General features: G+C 49.4%; 21 protein-coding genes. 10 read left to right on the forward strand and 11 right to left on the reverse strand.

Annotation, left to right across the window (positions count from 1 at the left end):
• The first annotated feature begins 87 nt into the window (after positions 1-87).
• Genes sapA through AC6IB1_RS11645 form a run of 5 tightly spaced genes read left to right on the forward strand, consistent with a single transcriptional unit; the run spans position 88 to position 5,347 of the window.
• A complete protein-coding gene (sapA, locus tag AC6IB1_RS11625; protein WP_497566798.1) occupies positions 88-1,707 on the forward strand; it encodes an ABC transporter substrate-binding protein SapA in 1,620 nt (539 codons plus the stop codon).
• 3 nt (positions 1,708-1,710) lie between these two features.
• Entirely contained in the window at positions 1,711-2,673 is a 963-nt protein-coding gene (locus tag AC6IB1_RS11630; RefSeq protein ID WP_497566799.1) for an ABC transporter permease, read from the forward strand.
• Positions 2,660-3,547 (forward strand): putrescine export ABC transporter permease SapC, encoded by an 888-nt coding sequence (sapC, locus tag AC6IB1_RS11635; RefSeq protein ID WP_497566800.1) that lies wholly within the window; start codon positions 2,660-2,662, stop codon positions 3,545-3,547. The genes AC6IB1_RS11630 and sapC overlap by 14 nt, the downstream gene beginning before the upstream one ends.
• A complete protein-coding gene (locus AC6IB1_RS11640) occupies positions 3,547-4,557 on the forward strand; it encodes a peptide ABC transporter ATP-binding protein (RefSeq protein WP_497566801.1) in 1,011 nt (336 codons plus the stop codon). The genes sapC and AC6IB1_RS11640 overlap by 1 nt, the downstream gene beginning before the upstream one ends.
• Complete coding sequence (locus AC6IB1_RS11645; protein WP_497566802.1) at positions 4,541-5,347, forward strand: peptide ABC transporter ATP-binding protein; 807 nt, start codon at positions 4,541-4,543, stop codon at positions 5,345-5,347. The genes AC6IB1_RS11640 and AC6IB1_RS11645 overlap by 17 nt, the downstream gene beginning before the upstream one ends.
• A 66-nt stretch (positions 5,348-5,413) precedes the next feature.
• On the opposite strand, the gene pyrF is transcribed toward AC6IB1_RS11645, so the two are convergent.
• The 10 genes from pyrF to gyrA form a co-directional block, all read right to left on the reverse strand.
• A complete protein-coding gene (gene pyrF / locus AC6IB1_RS11650; RefSeq protein WP_497566803.1) occupies positions 5,414-6,109 on the reverse strand; it encodes an orotidine-5'-phosphate decarboxylase in 696 nt (231 codons plus the stop codon).
• Positions 6,110-6,115: 6 nt separating this feature from the next.
• Complete coding sequence (gene lapB / locus AC6IB1_RS11655) at positions 6,116-7,285, reverse strand: lipopolysaccharide assembly protein LapB (RefSeq protein ID WP_497566804.1); 1,170 nt, start codon at positions 7,283-7,285, stop codon at positions 6,116-6,118.
• Between the two features lie 6 nt (positions 7,286-7,291).
• Positions 7,292-7,576: a LapA family protein gene (locus AC6IB1_RS11660; protein ID WP_040528464.1), complete on the reverse strand. Its 285-nt coding sequence runs from the start codon at positions 7,574-7,576 to the stop codon at positions 7,292-7,294.
• 219 nt (positions 7,577-7,795) lie between these two features.
• Positions 7,796-8,077, reverse strand: a complete 282-nt coding sequence (gene ihfB / locus AC6IB1_RS11665) for an integration host factor subunit beta (protein WP_005503252.1) — start codon at positions 8,075-8,077, stop codon at positions 7,796-7,798.
• A gap of 73 nt (positions 8,078-8,150) precedes the next feature.
• Complete coding sequence (gene rpsA, locus AC6IB1_RS11670; RefSeq protein WP_497566805.1) at positions 8,151-9,821, reverse strand: 30S ribosomal protein S1; 1,671 nt, start codon at positions 9,819-9,821, stop codon at positions 8,151-8,153.
• Positions 9,822-9,924: 103 nt separating this feature from the next.
• Positions 9,925-10,611, reverse strand: coding sequence for a (d)CMP kinase (cmk, locus tag AC6IB1_RS11675; protein ID WP_497566806.1), 687 nt, complete (start codon positions 10,609-10,611; stop codon positions 9,925-9,927).
• A gap of 167 nt (positions 10,612-10,778) precedes the next feature.
• Positions 10,779-12,062, reverse strand: a complete 1,284-nt coding sequence (gene aroA, locus AC6IB1_RS11680; protein ID WP_497566807.1) for a 3-phosphoshikimate 1-carboxyvinyltransferase — start codon at positions 12,060-12,062, stop codon at positions 10,779-10,781.
• 290 nt (positions 12,063-12,352) lie between these two features.
• Positions 12,353-13,732: a solute carrier family 23 protein gene (locus AC6IB1_RS11685; RefSeq protein WP_497566808.1), complete on the reverse strand. Its 1,380-nt coding sequence runs from the start codon at positions 13,730-13,732 to the stop codon at positions 12,353-12,355.
• 372 nt (positions 13,733-14,104) lie between these two features.
• Complete coding sequence (gene serC, locus AC6IB1_RS11690) at positions 14,105-15,187, reverse strand: 3-phosphoserine/phosphohydroxythreonine transaminase (protein WP_497566809.1); 1,083 nt, start codon at positions 15,185-15,187, stop codon at positions 14,105-14,107.
• 252 nt (positions 15,188-15,439) lie between these two features.
• Positions 15,440-18,067, reverse strand: coding sequence for a DNA topoisomerase (ATP-hydrolyzing) subunit A (gene gyrA / locus AC6IB1_RS11695; RefSeq protein ID WP_497566810.1), 2,628 nt, complete (start codon positions 18,065-18,067; stop codon positions 15,440-15,442).
• A 712-nt stretch (positions 18,068-18,779) separates the two neighbouring features.
• Here gyrA and ubiG point away from each other — a divergent pair.
• The 5 genes from ubiG (at position 18,780) to yfaE (ending at position 24,350) form a co-directional block, all read left to right on the forward strand.
• Positions 18,780-19,493, forward strand: a complete 714-nt coding sequence (ubiG, locus tag AC6IB1_RS11700; RefSeq protein ID WP_497566811.1) for a bifunctional 2-polyprenyl-6-hydroxyphenol methylase/3-demethylubiquinol 3-O-methyltransferase UbiG — start codon at positions 18,780-18,782, stop codon at positions 19,491-19,493.
• Positions 19,494-19,525: 32 nt separating this feature from the next.
• Positions 19,526-20,182: a phosphoglycolate phosphatase gene (gene gph, locus AC6IB1_RS11705; protein WP_497566812.1), complete on the forward strand. Its 657-nt coding sequence runs from the start codon at positions 19,526-19,528 to the stop codon at positions 20,180-20,182.
• Positions 20,183-20,584: 402 nt separating this feature from the next.
• Positions 20,585-22,864 carry a class 1a ribonucleoside-diphosphate reductase subunit alpha gene (nrdA, locus tag AC6IB1_RS11710; protein WP_497566813.1) on the forward strand — a complete coding sequence of 760 codons (2,280 nt, stop codon included), beginning with the start codon at positions 20,585-20,587 and terminating at the stop codon, positions 22,862-22,864.
• A 65-nt stretch (positions 22,865-22,929) separates the two neighbouring features.
• Positions 22,930-24,063 (forward strand): class Ia ribonucleoside-diphosphate reductase subunit beta, encoded by a 1,134-nt coding sequence (nrdB, locus tag AC6IB1_RS11715; RefSeq protein ID WP_497569132.1) that lies wholly within the window; start codon positions 22,930-22,932, stop codon positions 24,061-24,063.
• The gene (gene yfaE / locus AC6IB1_RS11720) at positions 24,060-24,350 is read left to right on the forward strand and encodes a class I ribonucleotide reductase maintenance protein YfaE (protein ID WP_497566814.1); all 291 of its coding nucleotides are present in this window, start codon (positions 24,060-24,062) and stop codon (positions 24,348-24,350) included. The genes nrdB and yfaE overlap by 4 nt, the downstream gene beginning before the upstream one ends.
• Positions 24,351-24,469: 119 nt before the next feature.
• Here yfaE and AC6IB1_RS11725 read toward each other — a convergent pair whose 3' ends face one another.
• A complete protein-coding gene (locus AC6IB1_RS11725) occupies positions 24,470-25,729 on the reverse strand; it encodes a CinA family nicotinamide mononucleotide deamidase-related protein (protein WP_497566815.1) in 1,260 nt (419 codons plus the stop codon).
• Positions 25,730-25,899 lie beyond the last annotated feature (170 nt).

Genomic DNA, 25,899 nt, shown 5'->3' on the forward strand with positions numbered 1-25,899 from the left:
ACACCAGATATTTGCGCCACCACTTGGTCACTCTGTTGCATCAGTGGTAGATTAAAACACTTAACTTTATCACCTAATCATTGGCTTATGAGCGCTCTAGGCCGCTTGTTTATTGCAAGCGTTACCATCCTTCTTTTAGCTGGATGTGAAGACCCGTTCTCAGACAACGCGGCACGTAATCGTGGTTTCATTTACTGTGGTCCGGGTCAACCCAATACTTTCAACCCTCAGTTGACCGACGGAGGCCTGACTGCTGATGCGCTCTCAAGCCAGATTTTCGACCGTCTTCTACAGTTGGACCCCAATACCTATCAACCCAAACCTATGTTGGCGCAACGCTGGGAGGTAAGTCCTGATGGTAAAGAGTATATTTTTCACCTTCGCCACAGTGCCAGCTTTCAGGTCACAGACTGGTTTATTCCCCAGCGTGGCGTTAACGCAGAAGACGTGGTTTTCAGCTTTAAGCGCCTGATTGACCCTATGCACCCGTTCAACTGGGTCTCTGGTGGAGAATACCCTTGGTTTGACAGTATGGATTTTTCCAGTTTGGTGGAAAACGTCGAAGCACTGAATACATACACCGTCAAATTTACCCTCACCCGGCCAGATGTCTCATTCCTGTCGACCTTGTCGACTACGTATGCAGTGATCCATTCCGCAGAGTATGCTGAGCATCTGCTGAAAAAAGGAATGCCAGAAAAGTTAGACTCTCATCCCGTGGGATCAGGGGCATTTTATCTCGATGAGTATGAGCCACATCGTTACATTCGCCTCAAGCGTCACTGGGGTTACTGGAACGGTGCAGCCCCTATGGGGCAGATAGTGTATGACATCAGCAACCGGGGGACCGGGTCGCTGAGTAAACTTATCACCCGCGAGTGCGATGTGCTCTCGTCACCGGTTGCCAGCCAATTGTCAGTGATTGAAAATAATCCCGACTTTGTGCTGGCCTCGCAAACAGGGATGAATGTGGCATTTCTTGCTTTGAATACCCGACACCCTGCGCTTTCTGAACTGGAAGTACGGCAGGCAATCAGCCTTGCCATCAACCGCGATGCCCTGATCCAGTCGGTTTATTATGGCACAGGCACACCGGCCAATGGCATGCTACCCCCCATGTCCTGGGCGTATAATGAAAAATCTTATGTCGCCTATGACCCTCAGCTGGCGATTAGCTTGATGGCCAAAGCCGGATACCGTCATGGTTTTGAGATTGATTTAGTCGTTCCTTTGACACCAAAAGCGTATAATCCCAGCCCGCGAAAAACGGCGGAACTGATCCAAGCTAACCTTGCGCCGATTGGCATCAAGGTGAATATTATTACGCTGGGAGACATTAACCGGAAGCTGTTGCGGGACGATATTTCTGGCTTGGGCATGGTGTTAACCGGCTGGATTGCTGACAACGGTGACCCCGATAACTTCCTGCGCCCACTGCTTTCCTGCAATGCCAAGTTTACCGGCTGGAACCTGTCAAGCTGGTGTAACCGCTACTTTGACCGTTTCCTTGACGCCGCCATTGCGATTGATGACCGTAACCAGCGCCGTGCGCTCTATTCGCAGGCACAGTCAATTCTCAATGACCGGATGCCGGTGATCCCTCTGGCACATGGCGTTCATTATCAGGCGCGTAATGCCTCACTTCAGGGCATTATATTAAGTCCATTTGGAGACAAATCCTTTGCAAACGTATCCAGGAGCCGCTGATCTATGTTGATCTACGCTATTCGACGGCTCAATCTTTTCATCATCACCTTGCTGATCCTGACGATGATTGGCTATAACATCGTTAAGCTTGACCCGCTTTCAGTCTATAACCAGCATGAATATTGGGTTGGTTGGCTGCAATACCTTCGCGAGCTGATACACGGCAATCTTGGCGTTGCTACCAATGGAGAGCCGGTGACTGAATCACTTGCCCGCGTTTTTCCTGCCACCCTTGAGCTGTGCTTTTTTGCCTTTTTGGTAGCATTGATGTTGGGGATCCCTTTTGGCACCCTGGCAGGTATACGTCGTGGCTCATCCACAGACGTGATGATTTCCTCTATCACACTGCTGACTTTCTCAATGCCTATCTTCTGGATGGCGCTCTTGATGATCATGGTGTTCTCGCTCTATCTAGGCTGGCTGCCAGTATCTGGACGATACAACCTACTTTTTGAGATCCCAACTATCACGGGATTTGCTTTTGTCGATGTGCTGCTTTCCAACCACCCACAACGCAGCCAGGCACTAGAAGACATTGTTCGCCACCTTATCATGCCAACTCTGGTATTGGCGGTTGCCCCAACCACAGAAATCATCAAATTACTGCGTGATTCAGTGGGTGAAGTTATGAACCAGAATTACATCAAGGCGGCGGCAACCAAGGGGTTGTCTAAATCAGAAATCGTGATGCGCCATGTGATTAAAAATGCGTTGCCACCGATTATCCCCAAGTTTGGTATCCAGATTTCTACCATGATGACATTTGCCATTATTACTGAATCTGTTTTCAACTGGCCGGGGATCGGTACCTGGCTATTGGATGCGTTGAGCTTCCAGGATTATGTTGCTGTCCAGGCCGGCGTATTGGTTGTCGGCAGTGTGGTATTGCTGGCGAATATCTTCTCAGATCTGGCCGGCGCAGCCATCAGCCCACTGGCAAGGAAGGAATGGTATGCCCTCAAATAGTGTGTATCAGGAAGCGCATATTCCCAATCAAATAGAGCGCTCTTGGAAAGCTTTCCGGGAAAATACTCTGGCTGTGTTTGGCTTTTGGTGCCTATGTCTGTTGGTACTGGTCACCCTACTTGCCCCTTGGATTGCGCCATTCGATGCCCAATACCCGACCGGTGAATTGTTAATGCCGCCCTCGTGGGACACAAAAGGCTCTGTTGATTACTTTCTCGGGACTGATGACCTCACCCGTGACATGTTATCGCGCCTGATTGAAGGCTCTCGCCTCACGTTTGGTTATGCAGTATTGGTGGCCCTTGCCGCTGGCATTATTGGGGTACTTATCGGTATTCTTGCCGGCATGACATCTGGTCTAAAATCCAGTTTCCTCAACCACCTTCTGGATACGGTGCTGACAATCCCATCGCTGCTGCTGGCCATCATCGTTGTGGCGTTTCAGGGACCGGGGGAGCTCAATATTCTGTTAGCGGTTTGGCTGGCACTTATTCCCCGTTTTATCCGTGCCGTTTATACCGCCGTACATGCTGAAATGGAGAAAGAGTATATTCTCGCTGCCCGTTTAGATGGCGCGAACAATTTTTACCTTCTATACCATTCAGTGTTGCCAAATATATTAGTGACACTCAGTACTGAGCTTACCCGTGCGATTTCGGTGGCGATTTTGGATATCGCAGCACTGGGTTTCCTTGGTTTAGGTGCTCAGGCACCCTCTCCAGAATGGGGCGCAATGTTAGGAGATTCCATTGAGCTGGTGTTTACTGCCCCCTGGACAGTCACACTGCCCGGACTCGCTATCATGATCAGTGTGCTGGTGGTAAACCTTGTCGGTGATGGCCTGACGCAGGCAATTAATGCGGGGACTGAATAATGCCGTTGTTAGATATTCGACACCTGACAATAGAAATTGAAACGCCTCAGGGCATGGTGAAAGCCGTTGATCGCATGAGCCTGACCATCAACGAAGGGGAAATCCGTGGCTTGGTGGGAGAATCCGGTTCGGGCAAGAGTTTGGTGGCAAAAGCTATCTGTGGTGTCACCAAAGATAATTGGCGTGTTACTGCTGACCGTCTTCGTCTGGGTAACATTGACCTGCTTGCCCTGCCTGCCAGGGAGCGGCGTCATGTGGTAGGTAAAGACATTGCGATGATTTTCCAGGAGCCTTCAACCTGTCTCGACCCTTCAGAACAGTTAGGTTACCAACTGGAAGAAGCCATTCCATCCAGTTCGTTCACTGGCAGTTGGTGGCAACGCCTTTCCTGGCGTAAGCAGCAGTCTATCGCCTTGCTCCACAAAGTCGGTATAAAAGATCACAAACGGGTGATGAAAAGCTACCCCTATGAGTTGACCGACGGCGAATGCCAGAAAGTGATGATCGCGATGGCCATCGCCAACCGCCCTCGTCTGTTAATTGCTGATGAGCCGACCAACGACCTGGATCCAATTACCCAGGCCCAGATTTTCCGCCTGCTGAGCCGGACCAATCAACTGGCAAACACTACGATTTTGCTGATAAGCCATGACTTGACCATGGTGACCCAATGGGCTGACCGTATTACGGTGATGTATTGCGGCCAGTCTGTGGAATCGGCTGGACGGGACCAAATTCTCCAGTCCCCCCACCATCCATATACCGATGCCTTGCTCCGTGCCATGCCCGATTTCAGCAAAGACATCGCCCACAAGAGTAAACTGGAAACGTTGCCGGGCTCTATTCCACCGCTACAGAATTTGCCTATTGGTTGTCGCTTGGGCCCTCGCTGCCCTTATGCACAGCGTAAATGTGTGGAAGTACCCCGCACGCGTAAAGTGAAAAACCATAAATTTGCCTGTCATTTCCCCCTAAATATGGAAGCCAAAGAGCATGACCGCACTGCTTGAAGTGGATAGCTTAAGCAAAAACTACCAATACCGTACCGGCCTGTTTACCAAACGGGTAATTGAAGCAGTAAAACCGGTGTCCTTCTCATTGGATGCGGGCGAAACTATCGCTTTCATCGGTGAAAATGGCTCAGGTAAGTCAACGCTGGCAAAAATGCTTGCAGGCGTTGTTGCACCAACCGGAGGGGAAATCCGGGTAAACGGTGACGTGCTGCAACCCAGCGATTATAAAACACGCTGTAAACTGATCCGGATGATTTTCCAGGACCCCAACACGTCCTTGAACCCAAGAAACCAGATAGGCCAGATCCTGGAAGCACCGCTAAAGCGAAATACTAACATGACGCCGCAAGAGCGTGAAAAACGCGTTGTTGACACCCTGCGTCAGGTCGGACTTTTGCCTGAACATGCTTACTTTTACCCACAGATGCTGGCTACCGGCCAGAAACAGCGGGTGTCGCTTGCACGGGCGCTCATCCTGCAACCGTCTGTGATTGTGGCGGATGAAGCCTTGAATGGACTGGACATGTCTATGCGCTCCCAAATCCTTAACCTCTTATTGGAATTGCAGGAGTTGATGGGCCTTTCATATGTGTATGTGTCTCAGCACATGGGAGTGGTAAAGCACATCGCCGATAAGGTGATGGTGATGCAACGCGGCGAAGTGGTGGAGTCCGGCGCCACCCAACAGATATTTACAGCGCCGGAGCATGCGCTGACCCAGCGCCTGATTGAAAGCCACTTTACCGCACCCACACTCGACAGGCGCGCCCGATACCACTCGGCATAACACTTACAACAAAAACGCCCTGCAGTTTTACAGGGCGTTGTCTTGGTTTTCATTTCCGGTTAGAAGCTAAGCCAGAGAAGCATTGATCGCTGTCAGCACCGCCATCGGATCTGCAGCCTGGGTAATCGGACGGCCAATCACCAGATAATCTGAACCTGCTGCAACCGCTTCTTCTGGCGTCATAATACGACGCTGATCACCGGCGTCACTGCCTGCTGGGCGAATACCCGGTGTCACCAGTTTAAAGTCCTGCCCCAAGGCACCTTTCAATAAAGCGGATTCATGGGCAGAGCAAACAACACCATCAAGGCCACTGTTACGGGTCAATGTCGCTAGGGACATCACATGTTCCTGGGGCTCAAGGTTGATGCCGATACCGACAAGATCACTCTGTTCCATACTGGTCAGTACGGTGACACCAATAAGCAGTGGTTTGTCTTTGCCATACGGTTCCAGCGCTTCACGGGCTGCCACCATCATACGCTCACCACCGCTGGCGTGAACATTCACCATCCACACACCAAGCTCTGCAGCCGCAGCCACAGCACGGGCACACGTGTTTGGAATGTCATGAAATTTCAGGTCCAGAAAGACAGTGTGTCCACGCTCATGCAGCTGACGAACATAGTCAGGACCATAAAGGGTAAACATCTCCTTACCTACTTTCAGGTGACAACTGCCTGGCTCTATACGGTCAACAAACGCCAACGCCTGATCAATATTTGGGTAATCCAATGCAACAATTACTTTCGGATCCTGCATTCCTAATTATTCTCCGTCTAAGCCTCGTATCGGTTTTATCGAACCCCAACCTTTACAAGACGGGCAATGCCAGTAAAGGGAGTGTGTCGAGAAGCCACACTTACGACATCGGTAGTGAGGCTTTACTTTAAGCTGCTCTTCAACCAATTGCTTGAGTGTATTCAGGCTGGTCTTTGCCCGCCCCTCTTCCGCCTGTCCAACGTGTAATTCCATCAGTTTGTGGAACCCTTTCATTGTAGGGTTTTTGGTCAATTGACGGGTGAGGAAACCTTGCGCCATGGCGGGGTTTTCATGGTCACTGATAATATCAGCCATCATGAGCTCGGCTGAAGCACCAGCATTCTTTTCAATACAATTTCTCAGAAAACGGACTAACGCCATTTCCTTGTTCATCTGGTTATAGCATTGTTCCAGTAATGGCAATGCTTCGCTGACAAAGTCCGGATCTTGCTCCAGCACCTGTTCCAGTACCTTTGTAGCATCTTTATACTCTTCATTTGCAATGTCGAGACGCGCCAACATCAACGATGCACGAACACAGGATTTATCTGTCGCCAATGCTTTCTTTAATAACTGGCGTGCCCCCTTCTCATCACTGTCACCCATCGCTTGCATAGCGAGTTCGCAATAGAAATGCGAAATATCACGCTTAAGTTTGCTCTTTCCACTTTTCACCAGCTTGGTCGCTGTATCGATCGCCTTATCCCATTCACGGGTTTGCTGATAAATAGCCAGAAGCTGCTGAAGGGCGAACTCTTTGTAATCAGGCTCTTCAATCAATTGATGGAAAATTTTCTCGGCACGGTCAAAGAAGCCAGCAACCATGTAGTCCTTAGCGAGCTGTTGTAGTGCAAGGTTACGTTGATCCAGCGTGAGATTAGGACGAGCGATCAGATTCTGGTGAATACGAATAGCACGATCGACCTCTCCACGGGACCGAAAAAGGTTGCCGAGAGCAAGGTGTGTATCAATCGTCTCGTTGTCGACCTGAAGCAACTCTATAAACAAGTCCACGGCTTTGTCGGATTGATCCGACAACAACAAGTTCAGACCCGCGACATATTGTCGTGATAGATGGTGAGACTGGTCCTGCCGACGATGACGAGCATTCCTATTGCCCATATACCAGCCATAGCCGGCAGCAATTGGCAGCAACAGAAACAGCAGCTCTAGCATTTACGCTTATTCCTTAACAGGGTCCATTCGCAGTTTATCTAGCTCCTGGCGCTGTTTGTTCACCTGTTTTTTCAGCATAGCTGCCGACATACGCGCTTTTAGGTAAAGCATGCCACAAATTAGCCAGCCAAGCGCAAAGCCAGTGCCAAATACTACGCCCAAAAGCAGAGATAATCGAAACTCTCCCTGTGCAACCAGATAGTTAAAATTCACGACTTCCTGGTTCTGTGCACCAAGGGCGAGTGTGATAAGAAAACACAGGACGAGTAGTACGATACCAATAATCTTCACGGTCACTCCCTTATTTTTCTCCGAATGATGATGCGCAAAGGCGTCCAATCAAATGGTTACCGAACTCTTATACCAAAACCGCCTCGATACGCACCCAGCGTACATAAAGAGGTTTGGGTATATCTGTGATTATGCAGTAATTTGGCTTGTCAGACCATTGCATTAGACATAAAAAAAACGGCATACGAATGGCATGCCGTTTTTTTATCCGAAATCGAATCAGCGAATGTTGACCCGGTCGCGAAGCTCCTTGCCTGGTTTAAAGTGAGGAACGTACTTGCCGTCAAGCTCAACTTTGTCACCAGTCTTTGGATTACGTCCAACACGAGGAGCGCGATAATGCAAAGAGAAACTACCAAAACCACGAATCTCGATTCGGTCACCTTCTTCGAGTGTAGTGGCCATGTGCTCAAGGATTTCCTTGATGGCATCTTCTACCTGTTTGGCAGAAAGATGGGTTTGTTGACTACACAGCCTTTCGATCAACTCAGACTTCGTCATATTCACCCCGCTTTAGTATGTTTCTCAACAGTATAACTGTAGAGGGGGAAACTTTCCCCCCACTTCACATTAATTATTCGCTTTTCGCAGCTTTGAACGCGTCAGCCATTGCATTACCAAACGCAGCTTCATCAGCTTTGTTCAGTGTTGCCATCGCTTCTTGTTCTTCAGCTTCGTCTTTCGCGCGAACAGACAGGTTGATTACGCGGTTCTTACGATCAACACCGGTGAACTTCGCTTCAACTTCGTCGCCAACAGCCAGAACCAGCGTTGCATCTTCAACGCGGTCACGTGATGCTTCAGAAGCACGCAGGTAACCTTCAACGCCTTCGATCAGCTCAACGGTTGCGCCTTTCGCGTCAACTGCAATCACTTTACCCTTAACAATTGCACCTTTCTTGTTGTCAGCCAGGTAGTTGTTGAATGGGTCTTCTTCCATCTGCTTGATGCCCAGAGAGATACGCTCACGCTCAGCATCTACTTGCAGAACAACTGCAGAGATTTCGTCGCCTTTCTTGAAGTCGCGAACGGCTTCTTCACCAGCAACATTCCAAGAAATGTCAGACAGGTGAACCAGACCATCTATACCGCCTTCCAGACCGATGAAGATACCGAAGTCAGTGATAGACTTGATCTTACCAGTTACGCGATCGCCTTTGTTTTGCATTTCTGCAAACAGCTGCCATGGGTTCGCTTTACATTGCTTCAGACCCAGGCTGATGCGACGACGCTCTTCGTCGATGTCCAGAACCATAACTTCAACTTCGTCACCCACGTTAACCACTTTAGATGGGTGAATGTTCTTGTTAGTCCAGTCCATTTCAGACACGTGTACCAGACCTTCAACGCCTTCTTCGATTTCAACGAAGCAGCCGTAGTCAGTCAGGTTAGTTACACGACCAGTCAGTTTGTGACCTTCTGGGTAACGGTTTGCGATAGCAACCCATGGATCTTCACCCAGTTGCTTCAGACCCAGAGATACGCGAGTACGATCACGATCGAACTTCAGAACTTTAACCAGAATCTCGTCACCTACGTTAACGATTTCTGATGGGTGCTTAACGCGTTTCCAAGCCATGTCAGTGATGTGCAGCAGGCCGTCAACACCGCCCAGATCTACGAATGCACCGTAGTCGGTCAGGTTCTTAACGATACCTTTAACTTCCATGCCTTCTTGCAGAGAAGCCAGCAGTTCATCACGCTCAACGCTGTTTTCAGATTCGATAACTGCGCGACGAGAAACAACAACGTTGTTGCGCTTCTGGTCCAGCTTGATAACTTTGAACTCCAGCTCTTTGCCTTCCAGGTGAGCAGTGTCACGAACTGGGCGAACATCAACCAGTGAACCTGGCAGGAACGCACGAATACCGTTCAGCTCAACAGTGAAACCACCTTTCACTTTACCGTTGATAATACCGATAACAGTCTCAGCTTCTTCGTAAGCTTTCTCCAGCTGGATCCAAGCTTCGTGGCGCTTCGCTTTTTCGCGAGACAGCTGAGTCTCACCGAAACCGTCTTCAATCGCGTCCAGTGCTACGTCTACTTCAGCACCAACTTCGATTTCCAGCTCGCCAGCAGCGTTTTTGAACTGCTCTGCTGGGATAGAAGATTCAGATTTCAGGCCTGCGTCAACCAGAACGTAACCGTTCTCGATAGCAACTACAGTACCTTTAACGATAGCACCTGGGCGGGTTTCTAGCTCTTTCAGAGATTCTTCAAAGAGTGAAGCAAAAGATTCAGTCATTAATTTAATCTTCAATATTTAAACTGCCACGGGTGTCCTACCACGTGGGGTTGATAGTAATGTCAGTCATCATCCTTGCGACCAACGGTTAAACCCGCTGCTTTCAGGGAGCAGCGGTAAGTTTACTTTCAATATAGGCCAATGCTTGCTCGAAAACCTGCTCAATGTTGAGAGAGGTGGAATCAAGGACCAATGCATCGTCCGCGGGACGCAATGGTGCGACAGCTCGGTTGCGGTCACGATCATCACGTTCCTGAATTTCGCTTAAAAGGCGGTCAAAGTTAACATCTAACCCCTTTTGTTGCAACTGATTCATGCGGCGCTGGGCGCGTTCTTCCGCGCTGGCATCAAGGAAAATTTTAACCTCGGCTTTGGGGAAAACCACGGTGCCCATATCCCGGCCATCTGCCACCAGTCCAGGCGCTTCTGCAAACGCACGTTGGCGGCGCAATAACGCTTCGCGGACACGCGGCAGCGCGGCAACTTTCGATGCAGCCATACCGGTTTCCTCTTTACGCAACTCGCCCGAGACATCCTCGCCTTCCAGGATGACTTTCACTAACTCGCCCTCGGCTTTGAACTGGACATCTAGATGGGCAGCCAATGGTACCAGCGCCTCTTCAGAATCGGGGTCTACACCGTGATGAATCGCTGCCAGTGCCAGTACGCGATAAATCGCACCGGAATCAAGCAGATGCCAGCCCAGCTTTTCCGCCAACAGCATACAAAGGGTCCCCTTTCCGGCACCACTTGGGCCATCAACGGTAATTACGGGCGCATGGGTAGACATACAATTCTCCAAAACGTTAGAAAATAGAGTAGATTACTGTGCGGCAATTCTGCCAAAGCGAGCAAACTACTCCATAGAATCGGTGGCGTATTATAGGGAAGTCTGGGTAAAAAAAACAGGTCAGCAACACGCTGACCTGCTCTGTCATTGTTCCGTTCAATGTGATGTTAACTTTCCGACAATGCGCTCAGTTTGTCGAAATAATCCGGAAACGTCTTTGAGGTACACGTCGGATCATTGATGGTCACCGGCGTATCACTCAACGCCACCAGCGAAAAACACATTGCCATGCGGTGATCGTCATAAGTGTCAATCGCGGCATGTTTCAGGTTCGCAGCGGGTGTAATCTTGATGTAATCCTCACCTTCTTCGACCTCAGCACCGACTTTACGCAGTTCTGTGGCCATGGCGGAAAGACGGTCAGTTTCTTTCACACGCCAGTTATACACGTTGCGGATAGCAGTGGTGCCTTGTGCAAACAGTGCCGTGGTGGCGATGGTCATCGCCGCATCCGGAATATGGTTAAAATCCATATCAACCGCTTTCAGTTTGCCGCGACGGGCAATCACATAGTCATCACCCCATTCGATGTCTGCTCCCATCGCGGCCAGTGCATCAGCAAACTTCACATCGCCCTGTACACTTTTCTTTCCAATACCGGTTACCTTAACTTCACCGCCTTTAATGGCTGCGGCAGCGAGAAAATAGGAAGCAGAAGATGCATCTCCTTCAACCAGAAAATCACCCGGTGCGCTGTAAGTTTGATTTCCTTTTACGTCAAAAGTCTTGTAGTCATTGTTTACCACTTGCACACCGAATTGCGCCATGATGTGCAACGTAATGTCAATGTATGGCTTGGAGACCAAGTCACCTTTGATACGGATATGGGTATCACCACTGAAAAGCGGCGCGGCCATCAATAGCGCGGTTAGGAACTGACTGGAAATAGAGCCATCAATTTCCACATTGCCCCCTTCGATCGCTTTACTGGTGATCTTGAGGGGCGGATAGTGTTCATTTTCGAGATAGGTAACATCTGCACCCACGGTACGCATCGCATCGATAAGGTGCCCGATGGGGCGCTCCTTCATACGCGGTTCACCCGTCAACACATAGCTGCCCTCACCCAGGCATAGTGCGGCGGCTAATGGTCGCATCGCTGTACCAGCATTCCCCAGAAACAGCGCCATCGGTTCAGAGGTTTTAAATGGCCCGCCCAAACCTTCAACCACACACTCTGTTTTGTCTTCTGACAATTGGTAAGACACTCCGAGTTTTCCCAGTGCATTGAGCATATGGCGAACGTCATCACTGTCTAACAGGTTGGTTAAGCGGGTCGTCCCTTTTGCCAAGGCAGCCAAGAGAAGCGCCCGGTTTGACACACTTTTCGAACCAGGAAGGTTTACTTCACCATGAATTTTAGAAATGGGTTGTAACGTTAACTGCTCCATCTGAACAACATAGATCCTTAATTTTTCGTTTCCCGAGAGTAACGAAAAAGCCGCGCGGGGGCTACCCTTTGCGGCGTCTAAACATCAATTTCAAAGTAATGCTTTAACGGATCATTTTCTTCACAAAAACCACAACGAACAGGGCAATAGTAAAGCTATCAGTGAATACTTCTGAAGCGGCAACCAATCCCGACACGCCTATCTCCATACCCGAGCGTTGTAAGGTTAGAGATTTAAAGAAAGGGTAGCGGCGACTGTTGCATCCCCACCACCCTTTTGGGAAGGTTCCGTTAGTTATGCTTTGAGGGGGATTCCGGCGGCAGCACTATATTCAGTATAATGGCGGTTAAACCACCGGCAGCCATGCCGGAAGAAAGGATATTTTTCACCCACTCAGGCATAAATTGCAGGATTTCCGGCTTCTGTGCGATACCCAATCCCATCGAGAAAGAAAGCGCCATGATAAGAATCGCTCGGCGGTTCAACTCACAACGCGAAATAATGCGGATCCCAGAAGCTGCTATCGTACCAAACATCACGATAGTTGCTCCACCAAGCACAGGCTCAGGGATAAGTTGTACCAATGTCGCCACGCCGGGTAAGAGCCCCAAAATGACTAACATTCCTGCGACAAAGTAACCGATATACCGGCTTGCGACACCTGTGAGCTGAATAATGCCATTATTCTGGCTGAAGGTAGAATTAGGGAAACTGTTCAACACTGCAGCAAGCGCCGAATTGACACCATCTGCCAACACACCGCCTTTGATACGCTTCATGTAAACAGGGCCAGCAACCGGCTGCTCTGAGGTTTCAGACGTGGCAGTGATATCACCAATCGCTTCCAGTGATGTCACAAGAAAAACAATGATAAGCGGAATGAGCAACGCAAAATCAAAAGAGATGCCATATTGCATTGGCTGTGGGATAGCAAAAAGTGCCACGTCCTGTGCCGGTGCAGTGTTCACCATACCCAAGGCGAAAGCAATCAGGGTGCCGACTGTCATTGCGATCACAATGGAGGAGACGCGTAGGTAAGGGTTATCAATGCGGTTCAGCAACACAATTACTGCCAGTACAGAACCGGCCAGCAAAAGGTTTTTCAGGTCACCAAATGTGCCGTCCTCAATTGCCGCATACCCTCCGCCCATTGATGTTAATCCGACCTGGATCAGAGTCAAGCCAATCAGGGTGACGACGATACCGGAAACCAAAGGCGTAATAATACGTTGAGCATGTTCCAGTACACGGGACAAAAACACTTCTGTCAGCGAGGCGACCATAATGGTCCCAAAGATAGCAGCCATCATAGTTTCCGTTGACGTACCACCAGCCTTCATCGCCAAACCGGCGCCGATAATGGGACCAAGAAAATTAAAACTGGTACCCTGGATAGACAGCAATCCAGAGCCAAGCGGGCCAAACGTGCGGATTTGGATAAAAGAAGCGATGCCCGATGCAAAAAGCGACATACTGACGATGGTATTGGTGTCCGATGCCGGTAAACCAAGCGCCTGGCAAATAATCAATGAAGGGGTAACGACCGCCACAAACATCGCTAAAAGATGCTGAAAAGCAGCAAAAAGTGTTTGTGGAAGCGGTGGCCTATCATCCAGACGATATACCAGTTCCGAAGGGCGGATGTTTCCAGGGTTGCGCGACATGCTCATTGTATCTACCTGTTAAAACTCACTTACTGCAATACGCTGAATGGGTAGTGCAGTTGTTTGAATACATTCCTCTGTGATTGCTGTTACTCAGAGCATTCAAACAGTTAAGTGATTGGGCTGAAGGAAATTGGGCGCCATTTTATAATGGAAAAACACAAAAGCAATCGTTTGCGCACAATGTTTACACTAAGCGGTCAACTTTTGTTCCAATTTAACACCATCATGGGAAGACGAAAAAACAGGCTAAGAAGAGCATGCTTCAAAGGCTGGAAAGAAAATATAGAAGCACACCTATTTAAAACACGCTTCGAGCTGTTCAAAAACGAACAAAAAAACCGCCGATTTACGGCGGCTTTCCTTTTGAAAACAAAGTTAAGCGTTCTTGGCTTCAAAATCTCGCATAAACGCAACCAATGCCTGAACGCCTTCCAGCGACATTGCGTTATAAATGGAAGCACGCATGCCCCCCACATCACGGTGACCTTTCAGTGCTTTCAGGCCCGCAGCATCAGACGCTTGCAGGAACTTGGCATCCAGCTCGGGGTTTGCCAGCTGGAAGGGCACATTCATCAACGAACGGTTATCAGAATAGATGTTGTTCACATAGAAGTCAGAGTCATCAATGAAGTCATAAAGTAGTGCGGCTTTTTCTTCATTCTTCTGTTGCATTGCTTCCACACCGCCCTGTTCTTTCAGCCATTTGTAGACTTCTCCAGCCAGATACCAACCAAAGGTCGGCGGCGTATTGAACATGGATTCTTTATTGGCCAGTGTGGTGTAATCCAACACATTTGGCAGGAAATCTTTCGCTCGGCCCAGCAGATCGTCACGGACGATCACCAAGGTAATACCCGCGGGACCGATGTTTTTCTGTGCGCCCGCGTAGATGACGCCATACTTTGATACATCAATTGGGCGTGAAAGAATGGTCGAAGACATGTCAGCAACGATAGGCTTGTCTGTCTCAGGCAAATCCCGGATCTCGATGCCGTCGATGGTCTCATTCGGACAGAAATGAACATACGCCGAGTCACTACTCAGCTTCCAGTCTTTAGCAGGAAGAATGGCACGCTTACCACCGATGTCTGTTTTCACATTGATGACATTCGGTGTGCAATACTTCTTCGCTTCGTTCACCGCGCTTGCAGCCCAGTATCCACCGTCTACATAATCGGCGATGGTGTTACTGCCCAGCAAGTTCATTGGAACAGCTGCAAACTGCGCACGGGCACCGCCCTGCGCATAGAGAACATGATAGTTGTCAGGAATAGACAGCAGTTCACGGAGGTTTTTCTCGGCTTCTTCAACGACAGAGAGAAACTCCTTACTGCGGTGAGAAATCTCCATGACGGATGAACCCAAGCCATTCCAGTTAGTCAGCTCATCCTGTACTTTTTCCAGAACCGCTTCCGGCAACATCGCCGGGCCAGCAGAGAAGTTATAGACCTTTTCCATGATTTTTGAATGCTCCTGCATTAAATCGCGTATTTATGGCTTTCTATTGTATTAATCGAGAAGCGTAATCCCGATAGCGCCGAATAATGGGGACGATAACAAGCCATGGTGGATTGCTGTTATTTTGTTTTATCACCTTTTTTATTCGATTGGAACGGGGAACAACAATCTATTTCCTCCACAATTGAAAAGGGGATAAAAAAAACGCAGCGAACGCTGCGTTTTTCAGATTTATGAAGGCAATGCTACATATTACTCGTCACTGGTTTCATCATTTGCAGCATCTTCTGCAGGCACCTCAGACACGGTCTGGTTTGCCAGTTCGCCGTCTTCCTCTGATGGAAGCAATTCTTCTTCTGGCTCTTCAATACGTTGAAGGCCAACTACCCGCTCCCCTTCTGAGGTACGAATCAATCGAACGCCCTGGGTGTTACGCCCCACCTGGCTGACTTCTGCTACACGAGTGCGTACCAGCGTACCGCCGTTGGTGATCATCATAAACTCGTAACCAGTGTCTACCTGTACCGCACCAACAACACAGCCATTGCGCTCAGAGACTTTGATAGAAACAACACCCTGGGTTGCACGGCTCTTCGCTGGGTACTCACAAAGCTCAGTACGCTTACCGTAACCGTTCTCAGTCACAGTCAGCACATCACCTTCGTTGTGAGGAACAATCAGTGAAACAACCTTGTCACCTTCAGCAAGTTTGATACCGCGGACACCTGCCGCCGTCCGGCCCATCGCACGGACCTGGCTTTCATGGAAGCGAACCACCTTACCTGATTTCGAGAACAACATAACGTCGTTGTCACCCCAGGTAATATCAACACCGATCAGTGAATCACCTTCACGCAGGTTTACGGCGATGATACCGGCGCTGCGAGGACGGCTGAAGTCAGTCAGTGGGGTCTTCTTCACGGTACCGTCGCTGGTTGCCATGAAGACAAACTTGTCATCTTCGTATTCTTTCACTGGAAGGATCGCGGTGATGCGCTCATCCTGCTCCAGCGGCAACAGGTTAACGATAGGTTTACCGCGTGCAGTACGTGATGCCAGCGGCAACTGGTAAACCTTCAGCCAGTACATACGGCCACGGGTTGAGAAGCACAGAATAGTATCGTGAGTGTTCGCGACCAGAAGACGCTCAATAAAGTCTTCTTCCTTCATGCGGGTCGCTGACTTACCTTTACCGCCACGGCGCTGCGCTTCGTAATCGGTAAGAGGCTGATACTTCACGTAACCTTCGTGCGACAGGGTAACAACCACATCTTCCTGGTTGATCAGATCTTCGATATCGATGTCAGCGCTTGCTGCGGTGATTTCAGTGCGGCGCTCATCGCCATAACCATCACGCACCGCTTCCAGCTCTTCACGGATCACTTCCATCAAACGCTCAGGGCTGGACAGGATGAACATCAACTCGCCGATCAGTGTCAGCAGTTCTTTGTATTCATCCAGAATTTTCTCGTGCTCAAGGCCGGTCAGTTTATGAAGACGCAGATCCAGGATAGCCTGGGCCTGTTGTTCGGTCAGGTAGTACTTACCATCACGGACACCGAACTCATCTTCCAACCACTCAGGGCGTGCTGCATCAACGCCGGTCGCTTCCAGCATGACAGCCACAGTGCCCAGATCCCAACCACGGTTTTGCAGCGCTTCACGTGCAACCGCCGGAGTTTGGGCATTACGGATAAGCTCGATGATTTCATCGATATTTGCCAGCGCAATTGCCAGACCTTCCAGGATATGGGCACGGTCACGGGCTTTACGCAGTTCGAAAATAGTACGACGTGTCACCACTTCACGGCGGTGGTTCACGAAGCACTTCAGCATGTCTTTCAGGTTGAACAGGCGTGGCTGGTTGTTATCCAACGCAACCATATTGATACCGAAAGAGGTTTGCAGCTGAGTCTGGGCGTACAGGTTGTTGAGGATAACCTCTGCCACCGCATCACGCTTACATTCAATCACAATGCGCATGCCGTCTTTGTCTGACTCGTCGCGCAATGCACTGATGCCTTCAATCTTCTTATCTTTCACCAGCTCGGCGATCTTTTCGATCAAGCGGGCTTTGTTGACCTGATAAGGGATCTCAGTAACAACAATGGTTTCTTTGCCGTTCTTGTCGGTTTCAATATCCGCTTTAGAACGCAGGTAAATTTTACCGCGACCGGTACGGTAGGCATCTTCAATACCTTTGCGACCGTTGATCATCGCCGCAGTCGGGAAGTCCGGACCAGGGATGTGGGTCATCAGCTCTTCGATCGTGATGTCTTCATTCTCGATATAAGCCAGACAGCCATTCACCACTTCGGTCAGGTTGTGTGGAGGAATATTGGTCGCCATACCTACAGCGATACCGGATGCGCCATTCACCAACAGGTTGGGGATTCGGGTTGGCATCACCTCTGGGATCTGCTCTGTACCGTCATAGTTAGGAACGTAATCGACCGTTTCTTTATCCAGATCCGCCAACAGTTCGTGGGCAATTTTCGCCATACGAACTTCGGTGTAACGCATTGCCGCTGCGGAGTCACCGTCAATCGAACCAAAGTTACCCTGGCCATCGACCAGCATGTAACGCAGTGAGAACGGCTGAGCCATACGAACAATGGTGTCGTAAACTGCGCTGTCACCGTGTGGGTGGTATTTACCGATCACATCGCCGACAACACGTGCAGATTTTTTATATGCTTTGTTCCAGTCATTGCCCAGTACATTCATCGCGAAAAGAACACGGCGGTGTACAGGCTTCAGACCATCACGCACATCAGGAAGAGCACGACCCACGATAACGGACATCGCGTAGTCGAGGTATGAGCTTTTCAGCTCCTCTTCAATGTTGACAGGCGTGATCTCTTTAGCAAGATCGCTCATGGAGCCAATATCCCTCAGGTAAGTATGTCAAAAATGACTACGTGCAAGACAGGGGAGAATACCATAAAAGCAGGGCAAGAGTCACAGCTTAAACCCGAGATAAATCACGAATTACTCTTATTTTGGCGCTCTAACACGCGACAGGGCGAAAAAACATGCAACCTCAGGGTAGAACCAGCAAAAATCCAGAAAAAGGCGCTGTGGCGCTCAGGGGTCTTTTTCCGTTACCGTTGTCACCAAGCATATTGGAAGACAACACATCATCCAGTTCACGGATCCTGATGTAATAAAAGAAGGGGAAATACAATGGGAGCCTGCTCCCAATATCCTCTATTTAGGTGACGGACAATATCCCCGACACAATGATGTGTCGCCGAGAAAAGTCGGGGGAGGTGCTATGTTATACAAAGCGATCAACGCAGTAGGTATGGCAATCATTGTTGGAAAATACACTTTATTGGGGCTATTAGCGGCAGTAGCCGTGGCAAATGCCGCTTAACCTTTATCCAATAAAATCGCTATCATTTATCCCATCTAGCCGGGGGGCAGGCCTCCGGCTTTGAATACTGCCAACCTTCCTTTCTATATCATCTGCCGAACTATGCTGAGCCCTACCTTTATCGGAAGTCAGTCTTACCCCCCTGTGATCTTCCTCCTGCAAAGGCCATGAAAACGGGTATAATGAGCAAAAATTTTTAGGAATAAGATGTAGATGACAACCCCACTCAACGTCGATCCGGCGGAAATTCAGAAATTCGAAGACGTGGCGTCCCGCTGGTGGGATCTGGAAGGCGAATTCAAGCCATTGCACCAGATCAATCCACTTCGCCTCAACTATATTATTGAGCGTAGCCAGGGCATCTTCGGGAAAAAGATCCTCGATGTGGGTTGTGGTGGCGGTATTCTGGCAGAAAGCATGGCGCGGGAAGGTGCGGAGGTGACAGGCCTAGATATGGGCAAAGAACCGTTAACCGTTGCCCGTCTGCATGCCCTTGAAACAGGCACAACCGTTTCTTACGTGCAGTCAACCGCCGAGGAGCACGCCGACACACACCAGGGCTATTACGACATTGTCACCTGTATGGAAATGCTGGAGCATGTACCTGATCCGGCCTCAGTCATCGCATCTTGCGCCAAAATGGTAAAACCGAGTGGGCACGTATTCTTTTCGACCCTGAACCGGAATACCAAATCCTGGTTGTTTGCCATTGTCGGCGCAGAACACCTGATGAAAATCGTGCCCAAAGGGACCCATGACCACAACAAGTTCATCCGTCCATCAGAACTGCTTAAAATGATCGACAGCACACCGCTACAGGAACAACACATGACTGGGCTACATTACAACCCATTAACAGGCCAGTATTGGTTGTCCCCTCGAAATGTAGATGTTAACTACATCGTACATACCCAGAACCCGGTGTAATCCGAGTTTAATTTTGCCCAGAAGAAAAATAAATGAAAGGAAGCGTAGAAGCCGTGCTGTTTGATTTGGATGGCACCTTACTCGACACCGCCCCTGATATGGCAAATGCGGCAAACAGTGTCCTAAATGAGTATGGATACCCTCCCCTTTCTGAAGCACAAATTCAGGCCAATACCAGTCATGGTGCCCGTGGGCTTCTCCGGGCGGGATTTGGCAACGCACTAAAGGGCAAAGATATCGATCAGCTGCGACGTTCTTTTCTGACGCATTACGCCGATAATATTTGCACCTCAACCACACTTTATCGAGGTGTCGAAGAGCTGCTTGAACAATTGTCGGACCAGGGCGTCCCATGGGGTATTGTCACCAACAAGCCCGGTTTTCTCACCGGTATGCTGCTCCCCTACTTTCCACTACTTTTACAAGCCAGAACCATTGTCTGTGCAGACACTACTCCCCATGCAAAGCCACACCCCGCTCCACTGTTACATGGTGCATCTATTCTGACAGTTGAACCGGCTCAGTGCCTCTATGTCGGGGACATACAAAACGACATTATCGCCGCCAAAGCAGCCAACATGTATTCCGCCGTCGCAGCGTGGGGTTACATTGGAAAGGACGATCGGCCCGAGCAGTGGGAGGCAGATCAGATTTTTAATACGCCCGAAAAAATACTGTCATTATTCTGATCATGGTCACACCGATGCAGTTTATAAAATGACCATTATTCAGCAAGTTAAAATGATGCATTGAACTCGCCTGCGATCAAGCAGAATATTTTTTTTTATTTAATTTCACACGGCAAAAAATATTGCTTTTTTCTATACCATTGTCTCAATTAGGATAATGCAGTGAGTGAGCACTAACATAGCAATTCCCATCCCCATGATATCCACAGAATGCTACTTTTTGGTGAACTTGCATTATCAGCCCCTCACCACTATCTTGTTACCCAATGCGAGCGTAGACCCCATATATAGTGTTTTGGTGACTACACCACAATTTCCAATATTGATCACAAATCATCCTTGCAATTTGTGAAATCTTGCAAAAACAGGTCTTCAGGCAAGGAAATACCGGGAACAAGATAAATGAACCAACAAATTACCGTCCAAAAGCGTAGTGGTGCCAAGGAAAACATTGATTTAGACAAGATCCACCGTGTCATTACCTGGGCCGCAGAAGGCCTCGACAATGTCTCTGTTTCACAAGTCGAACTCCGTTCTCACATCCAGTTTTACGACGGTATCAAAACTGAAGACATTCATGAAACCATCATCAAAGCAGCAGCAGATCTGATCTCTGAAGAGACCCCTGATTACCAATACCTTGCTGCACGCCTGGCGGTATTCCACCTGCGCAAAAAGGCTTATGGTCGATTTGAGCCGCCTACACTGCTCGACCATGTCAACAAAATGGTTGAGATGGGCAAATATGATAAGCATCTGCTTGAAGACTACACGGCGGAAGAGCTAAATATTCTCGACTCCTATATCGACCACTGGCGTGATATGAACTTTTCCTATGCAGCTGTAAAGCAGCTGGAAGGTAAATATTTGGTACAAAACCGTGTTACTGGTGAAATCTACGAAAGTGCACAGTTTTTGTACATTATGGTAGCTGCATGTCTATTTGCTAATTACCCGAAAGAAACACGCCTGGATTATATCCGCCGCTTCTATGATGCGGTGTCCCTGTTTAAGATTTCACTGCCTACGCCAATCATGTCTGGCGTGCGCACCCCTACCCGTCAGTTCAGCTCTTGCGTACTGATTGAGTGCGATGACAGCCTGGATTCTATCAACGCAACGGCGAGTGCCATTGTCCGTTACGTTAGCCAGCGTGCTGGTATCGGGATCAATGCAGGCCGTATCCGCGCACTGGGTAGCCCAATTCGTGGTGGCGAAGCCTTCCATACCGGCTGTATTCCTTTCTACAAATACTTCCAGACTGCCGTGAAGTGTTGTTCACAAGGCGGTGTGCGTGGTGGAGCAGCAACTCTGTTCTACCCTATCTGGCACCGTGAAGTGGAAAGTCTACTGGTATTGAAGAACAACCGTGGCGTTGAAGAAAACCGTGTCCGCCATATGGATTACGGTGTTCAAATCAACAAACTGATGTACACCCGCCTGATTAAAGGTGAGAACATCTCCCTGTTTTCACCCTCAGATGTACCGGGGCTGTATGACGCTTTCTTCGCCGATCAGGCAGAATTCGAACGTCTGTACGTCATGTACGAGAACGATCCGTCTATCCAGCGTGAAACGCGCAAAGCGGTAGAGCTGTTCTCGCTGATGATGCAAGAGCGTGCATCAACCGGTCGTATCTATATCCAGAACGTTGACCATTGTAATACCCACAGTCCGTTTGACCCGCAGGTGGCGCCAATTCGTCAATCCAACCTGTGTCTGGAAATCGCCCTGCCAACCAAACCACTGACCAATGTGGAAGACGATCAGGGCGAGATTGCACTGTGTACACTGTCTGCATTCAACCTGGGAGCTATCAAAGAGCTGGACGAGCTGGAAGAGTTGGCAGACCTGACTATCCGCGCTCTGGATTCCCTGCTGGACTATCAGGATTACCCACTGCCTGCAGCGCGCAAAGCCACCATGAACCGCCGTACTCTGGGTGTTGGTGTGATCAACTTTGCCTACTATCTGGCGAAAAACGGTGTGCGTTATTCTGACGGCAGTGCAAATGGCCTGACTCACCGCACGTTCGAAGCGATTCAGTACTATCTGCTGAAGGCATCGGTTGGTCTGGCGAAAGAACGCGGCGCATGTCCGGCGTTTAACGAAACCAACTATGCAAAAGGCCTGTTGCCTATCGACACTTACAAGCGCGATCTTGACGCTATCTGCGACGAGCCATTGCACTATGACTGGGATGCTCTGCGTGCTGAGATCATGGAATACGGCCTGCGTAACTCCACGCTGTCTGCGTTGATGCCATCAGAGACGTCTTCACAGATTTCGAACGCGACCAACGGCATCGAGCCACCGCGTGGCTTTGTGTCAATCAAAGCGTCGAAAGATGGCATCCTGAAGCAGGTTGTCCCTGAGTATGACAAGTACAAAGACAACTACGAGCTGCTTTGGAACATCGAATCCAACGACGGTTACCTGCAACTGGTTGGCCTGATGCAGAAGTTTGTCGACCAGGCTATCTCTGCCAATACCAACTATGACCCAAGCAAACAGCCCGGCGGCAAAGTGCCCATGAAGCTGCTTCTTAAGGATTTGTTGTCGGCATACAAGCTGGGTGTGAAAACCCTGTACTACCACAATACTCGTGATGGTGCAGATGACGCGCAGAAAGATCTTGCAATACAAGATGACGATTGCGCAGGCGGTGCTTGCAAGATCTAACCCCAATAACGGAGGGAGCAACTGCTCCCTCTTTGAAGTTTCCACTAATCGGTAAAATTACGGCAATGGCTTACAGCACTTTTTCTAAAATCAATAACAACGCACTCAAAGAACCTATGTTCTTTGGTCAGCCGGTTAATGTTGCTCGCTACGACCAACAGAAATATGAAATTTTCGAGAAGCTGATTGAAAAGCAACTCTCCTTCTTCTGGCGCCCGGAAGAAGTGGATGTCTCCAATGACCGCATCGACTACAACAAACTGCCCGAGCACGAAAAACACATATTCATCAGCAACCTGAAGTATCAGACATTGCTGGATTCTATTCAGGGTCGCAGCCCCAATGTTGCCCTGCTGCCTTTGGTGTCGATTCCTGAGCTGGAAACCTGGATTGAAACCTGGTCGTTTTCAGAAACCATACACTCGCGCTCCTACACCCACATCATCCGTAACATCGTAACCAATCCGTCTCTGGTGTTTGATGATATCGTAGTGAATGAGCACATTATCAAACGTGCGAATGATATCGCGGGTTACTATGATGACCTCATTCAGGCGACCAGCGACTATCACCGCCTTGGTGAAGGCGAGCACACGGTGAACGGTCAAACTGTGGTGGTGTCCCTGCGCGAGCTGAAGAAAAAACTCTACATCTGCCTGATGTCAGTCAACGCGCTGGAAGCGATTCGCTTCTACGTCAGCTTTGCCTGCTCCTTTGCGTTTGCCGAGCGCGAGCTGATGGAAGGGAACGCTAAAATTATCAAGCTGATCGCCCGTGACGAAGCACTGCACCTGACCAGTACCCAGCACATGCTCAATATCCTGCGTTCTGGTGATGACGATCCGGAAATGGCAGAGATCGCTAAAGAGTGTGAACAAATTTGTTTTGATCTGTTCAAAAACGCCGCTGAGCAGGAAAAAGAATGGGCGGAATACCTGTTCAAAGACGGCTCTATGATTGGCCTGAACAAAGACATTCTGTGCCAGTACGTGGAATACATCACTAACCTGCGTATGGCTGCTGTTGGCCTGAAGCCTGCTTATCAGGGCGCAAACCAGAACCCAATCCCATGGATCAATGCCTGGTTGTCATCAGACAACGTGCAGGTCGCCCCGCAGGAAGCAGAAATTAGTTCGTATCTGGTGGGTCAAATCGACAACGACGTTGATATCGACGATTTGGGTGATTTCGAGCTATGAGCCGAATCGCGATTACCGTGAACGGACACACGCTGGTGGGAAACACCCACCAGCCCCTGCTAGAGCAACTTGAGCAGGCCGGGTTACAACCCGAATTCCAGTGCCGCAACGGTGTGTGTGGCGCCTGTCGCTGCAAACTGGACAAAGGCCGCGTGTCACAGGCAGATACCATGGCATACCTTGCCGCCGGTGAAATCCTGACATGCAGCGCAACCCCCAGCGAAGATGTCTCGCTGGAATTCGATTATCAGGTTTCTTTTGTAGCAAAAAAAGCCGCGAACCTCTGACTCGGTCGCGGCGATCTTTTTGTGCTGTCACTTTTTTCCTATTACTTTTTGTACATCTTGTCCCTGCTTCGACAGAACATTGTTGATAGCCTGAAGGGAAAGTGCATTCAGGCTATGATCTATTCTTGCGGTTCCTGGTTTTCCTCAACTGGAATATGCAGCGACTCCAGCGTGACCAGTGACGCAATTTCAGGGAACATATTCTGGCCTGTCAGGTAGCGCCTCAAAAGGTCAAGCAGCATCGTACCGCAGTACACCCTGAGGTTTTCTTGTGTCTGGCTGCGCCGGGCTTTAACAATCACTCCCCAGTCGCCGTCAGCACTCGACAAGCCCAATGCAACACGGCCAGCTTCGAAGTTGCCACAAGCCAGCCCAATATGCGCACCGGCGTTTTCGCGCGACGCTGCCGCCATCGCCAAAACAGCCGCCAAGGGATTGTAATTCCCTTCTGCTGTCAGTGTGGTTTCACTCAATACCCAGGCCTGAAGCAATGCATGGCGCGTATCATCATTTTGGTGAAGCCAGTTCGCCAAGTAGCCGCCAGAGAATTTTTCTGCCACAGCCAGGGATACCCCGTCTCTTGCCAGCAATTCTCCCACAGAATCCAACATAGGCTTGCCGTCACCCACCATGAGATCGCCCAATATATTGCGCACCCCGTCTGTCACAAGAGATATGTCAGAATGTTGTCTGGGAGAAAACACCTTCACTTCAATAAATGGCAAGACTGAACGGTAACCAAGCTCGAAATCCTCTGGCAGAGCCAGAGATTCCAATTTGTCATTCAGCAGGGACTCGGAAAAGCCAAACGTATAGAAACGGGTAATGTCACGGCGATACGTATTGGGGTAACGCGTCTGTAGTCTCGGCAGTATTTCATTATCGAACATCTGCTTAAACTCACTTGGCACACCCGGAGTAAAAAAGAACAGACAATCATTAAATATCGCTGAAAAGCCACAGGCACTGCCGACCGGGTTATCAACCAGCTCGCTGCCCTGTGGCAGCATCGCCTGCTTGATATTGCTTTTCGGCATCGTCTTACCGTTCTTTTCAAACCGGTCTTTCAGTACTGACAGCCAATGGCCGTTAAGCTCAAGATCGACATCTATCGCCATCGCCATGGCTTCCGTCGTTAAATCGTCTGTTGTTGGGCCCAGACCACCGTTGACTATCACCACATCCGACACCTGACTGCAACGCACCAGCTCAATGGCAATATCATCCAGCGCATCACCCACCGTAACACGGCGGTGCATTGCAAAGCCTTCCTCAAAACAACGTCTGGACAACCAGGCGGCATTGGTATCGGTGATGTCTCCGTGAAGCACCTCTTCGCCAGTGCTCAGCATTGCAACCCGAAGTTTACTGTGTTCCACCGATATCTCCCTGTTCGGCTTGAAATAATAGCCAAACGTTATCAGGAAGCGGCGTCAAGCACAAAAAAACATCATCTCATGGGATAACAGCCGTAACCTAAATGCCCACCAAAATTGTAAACATTTAATTACACCAAATGTAATCCTTAAATTACAGCCCACTTTACAGC

Source organism: Grimontia sp. THUN1695 (genome assembly GCF_059704325.2).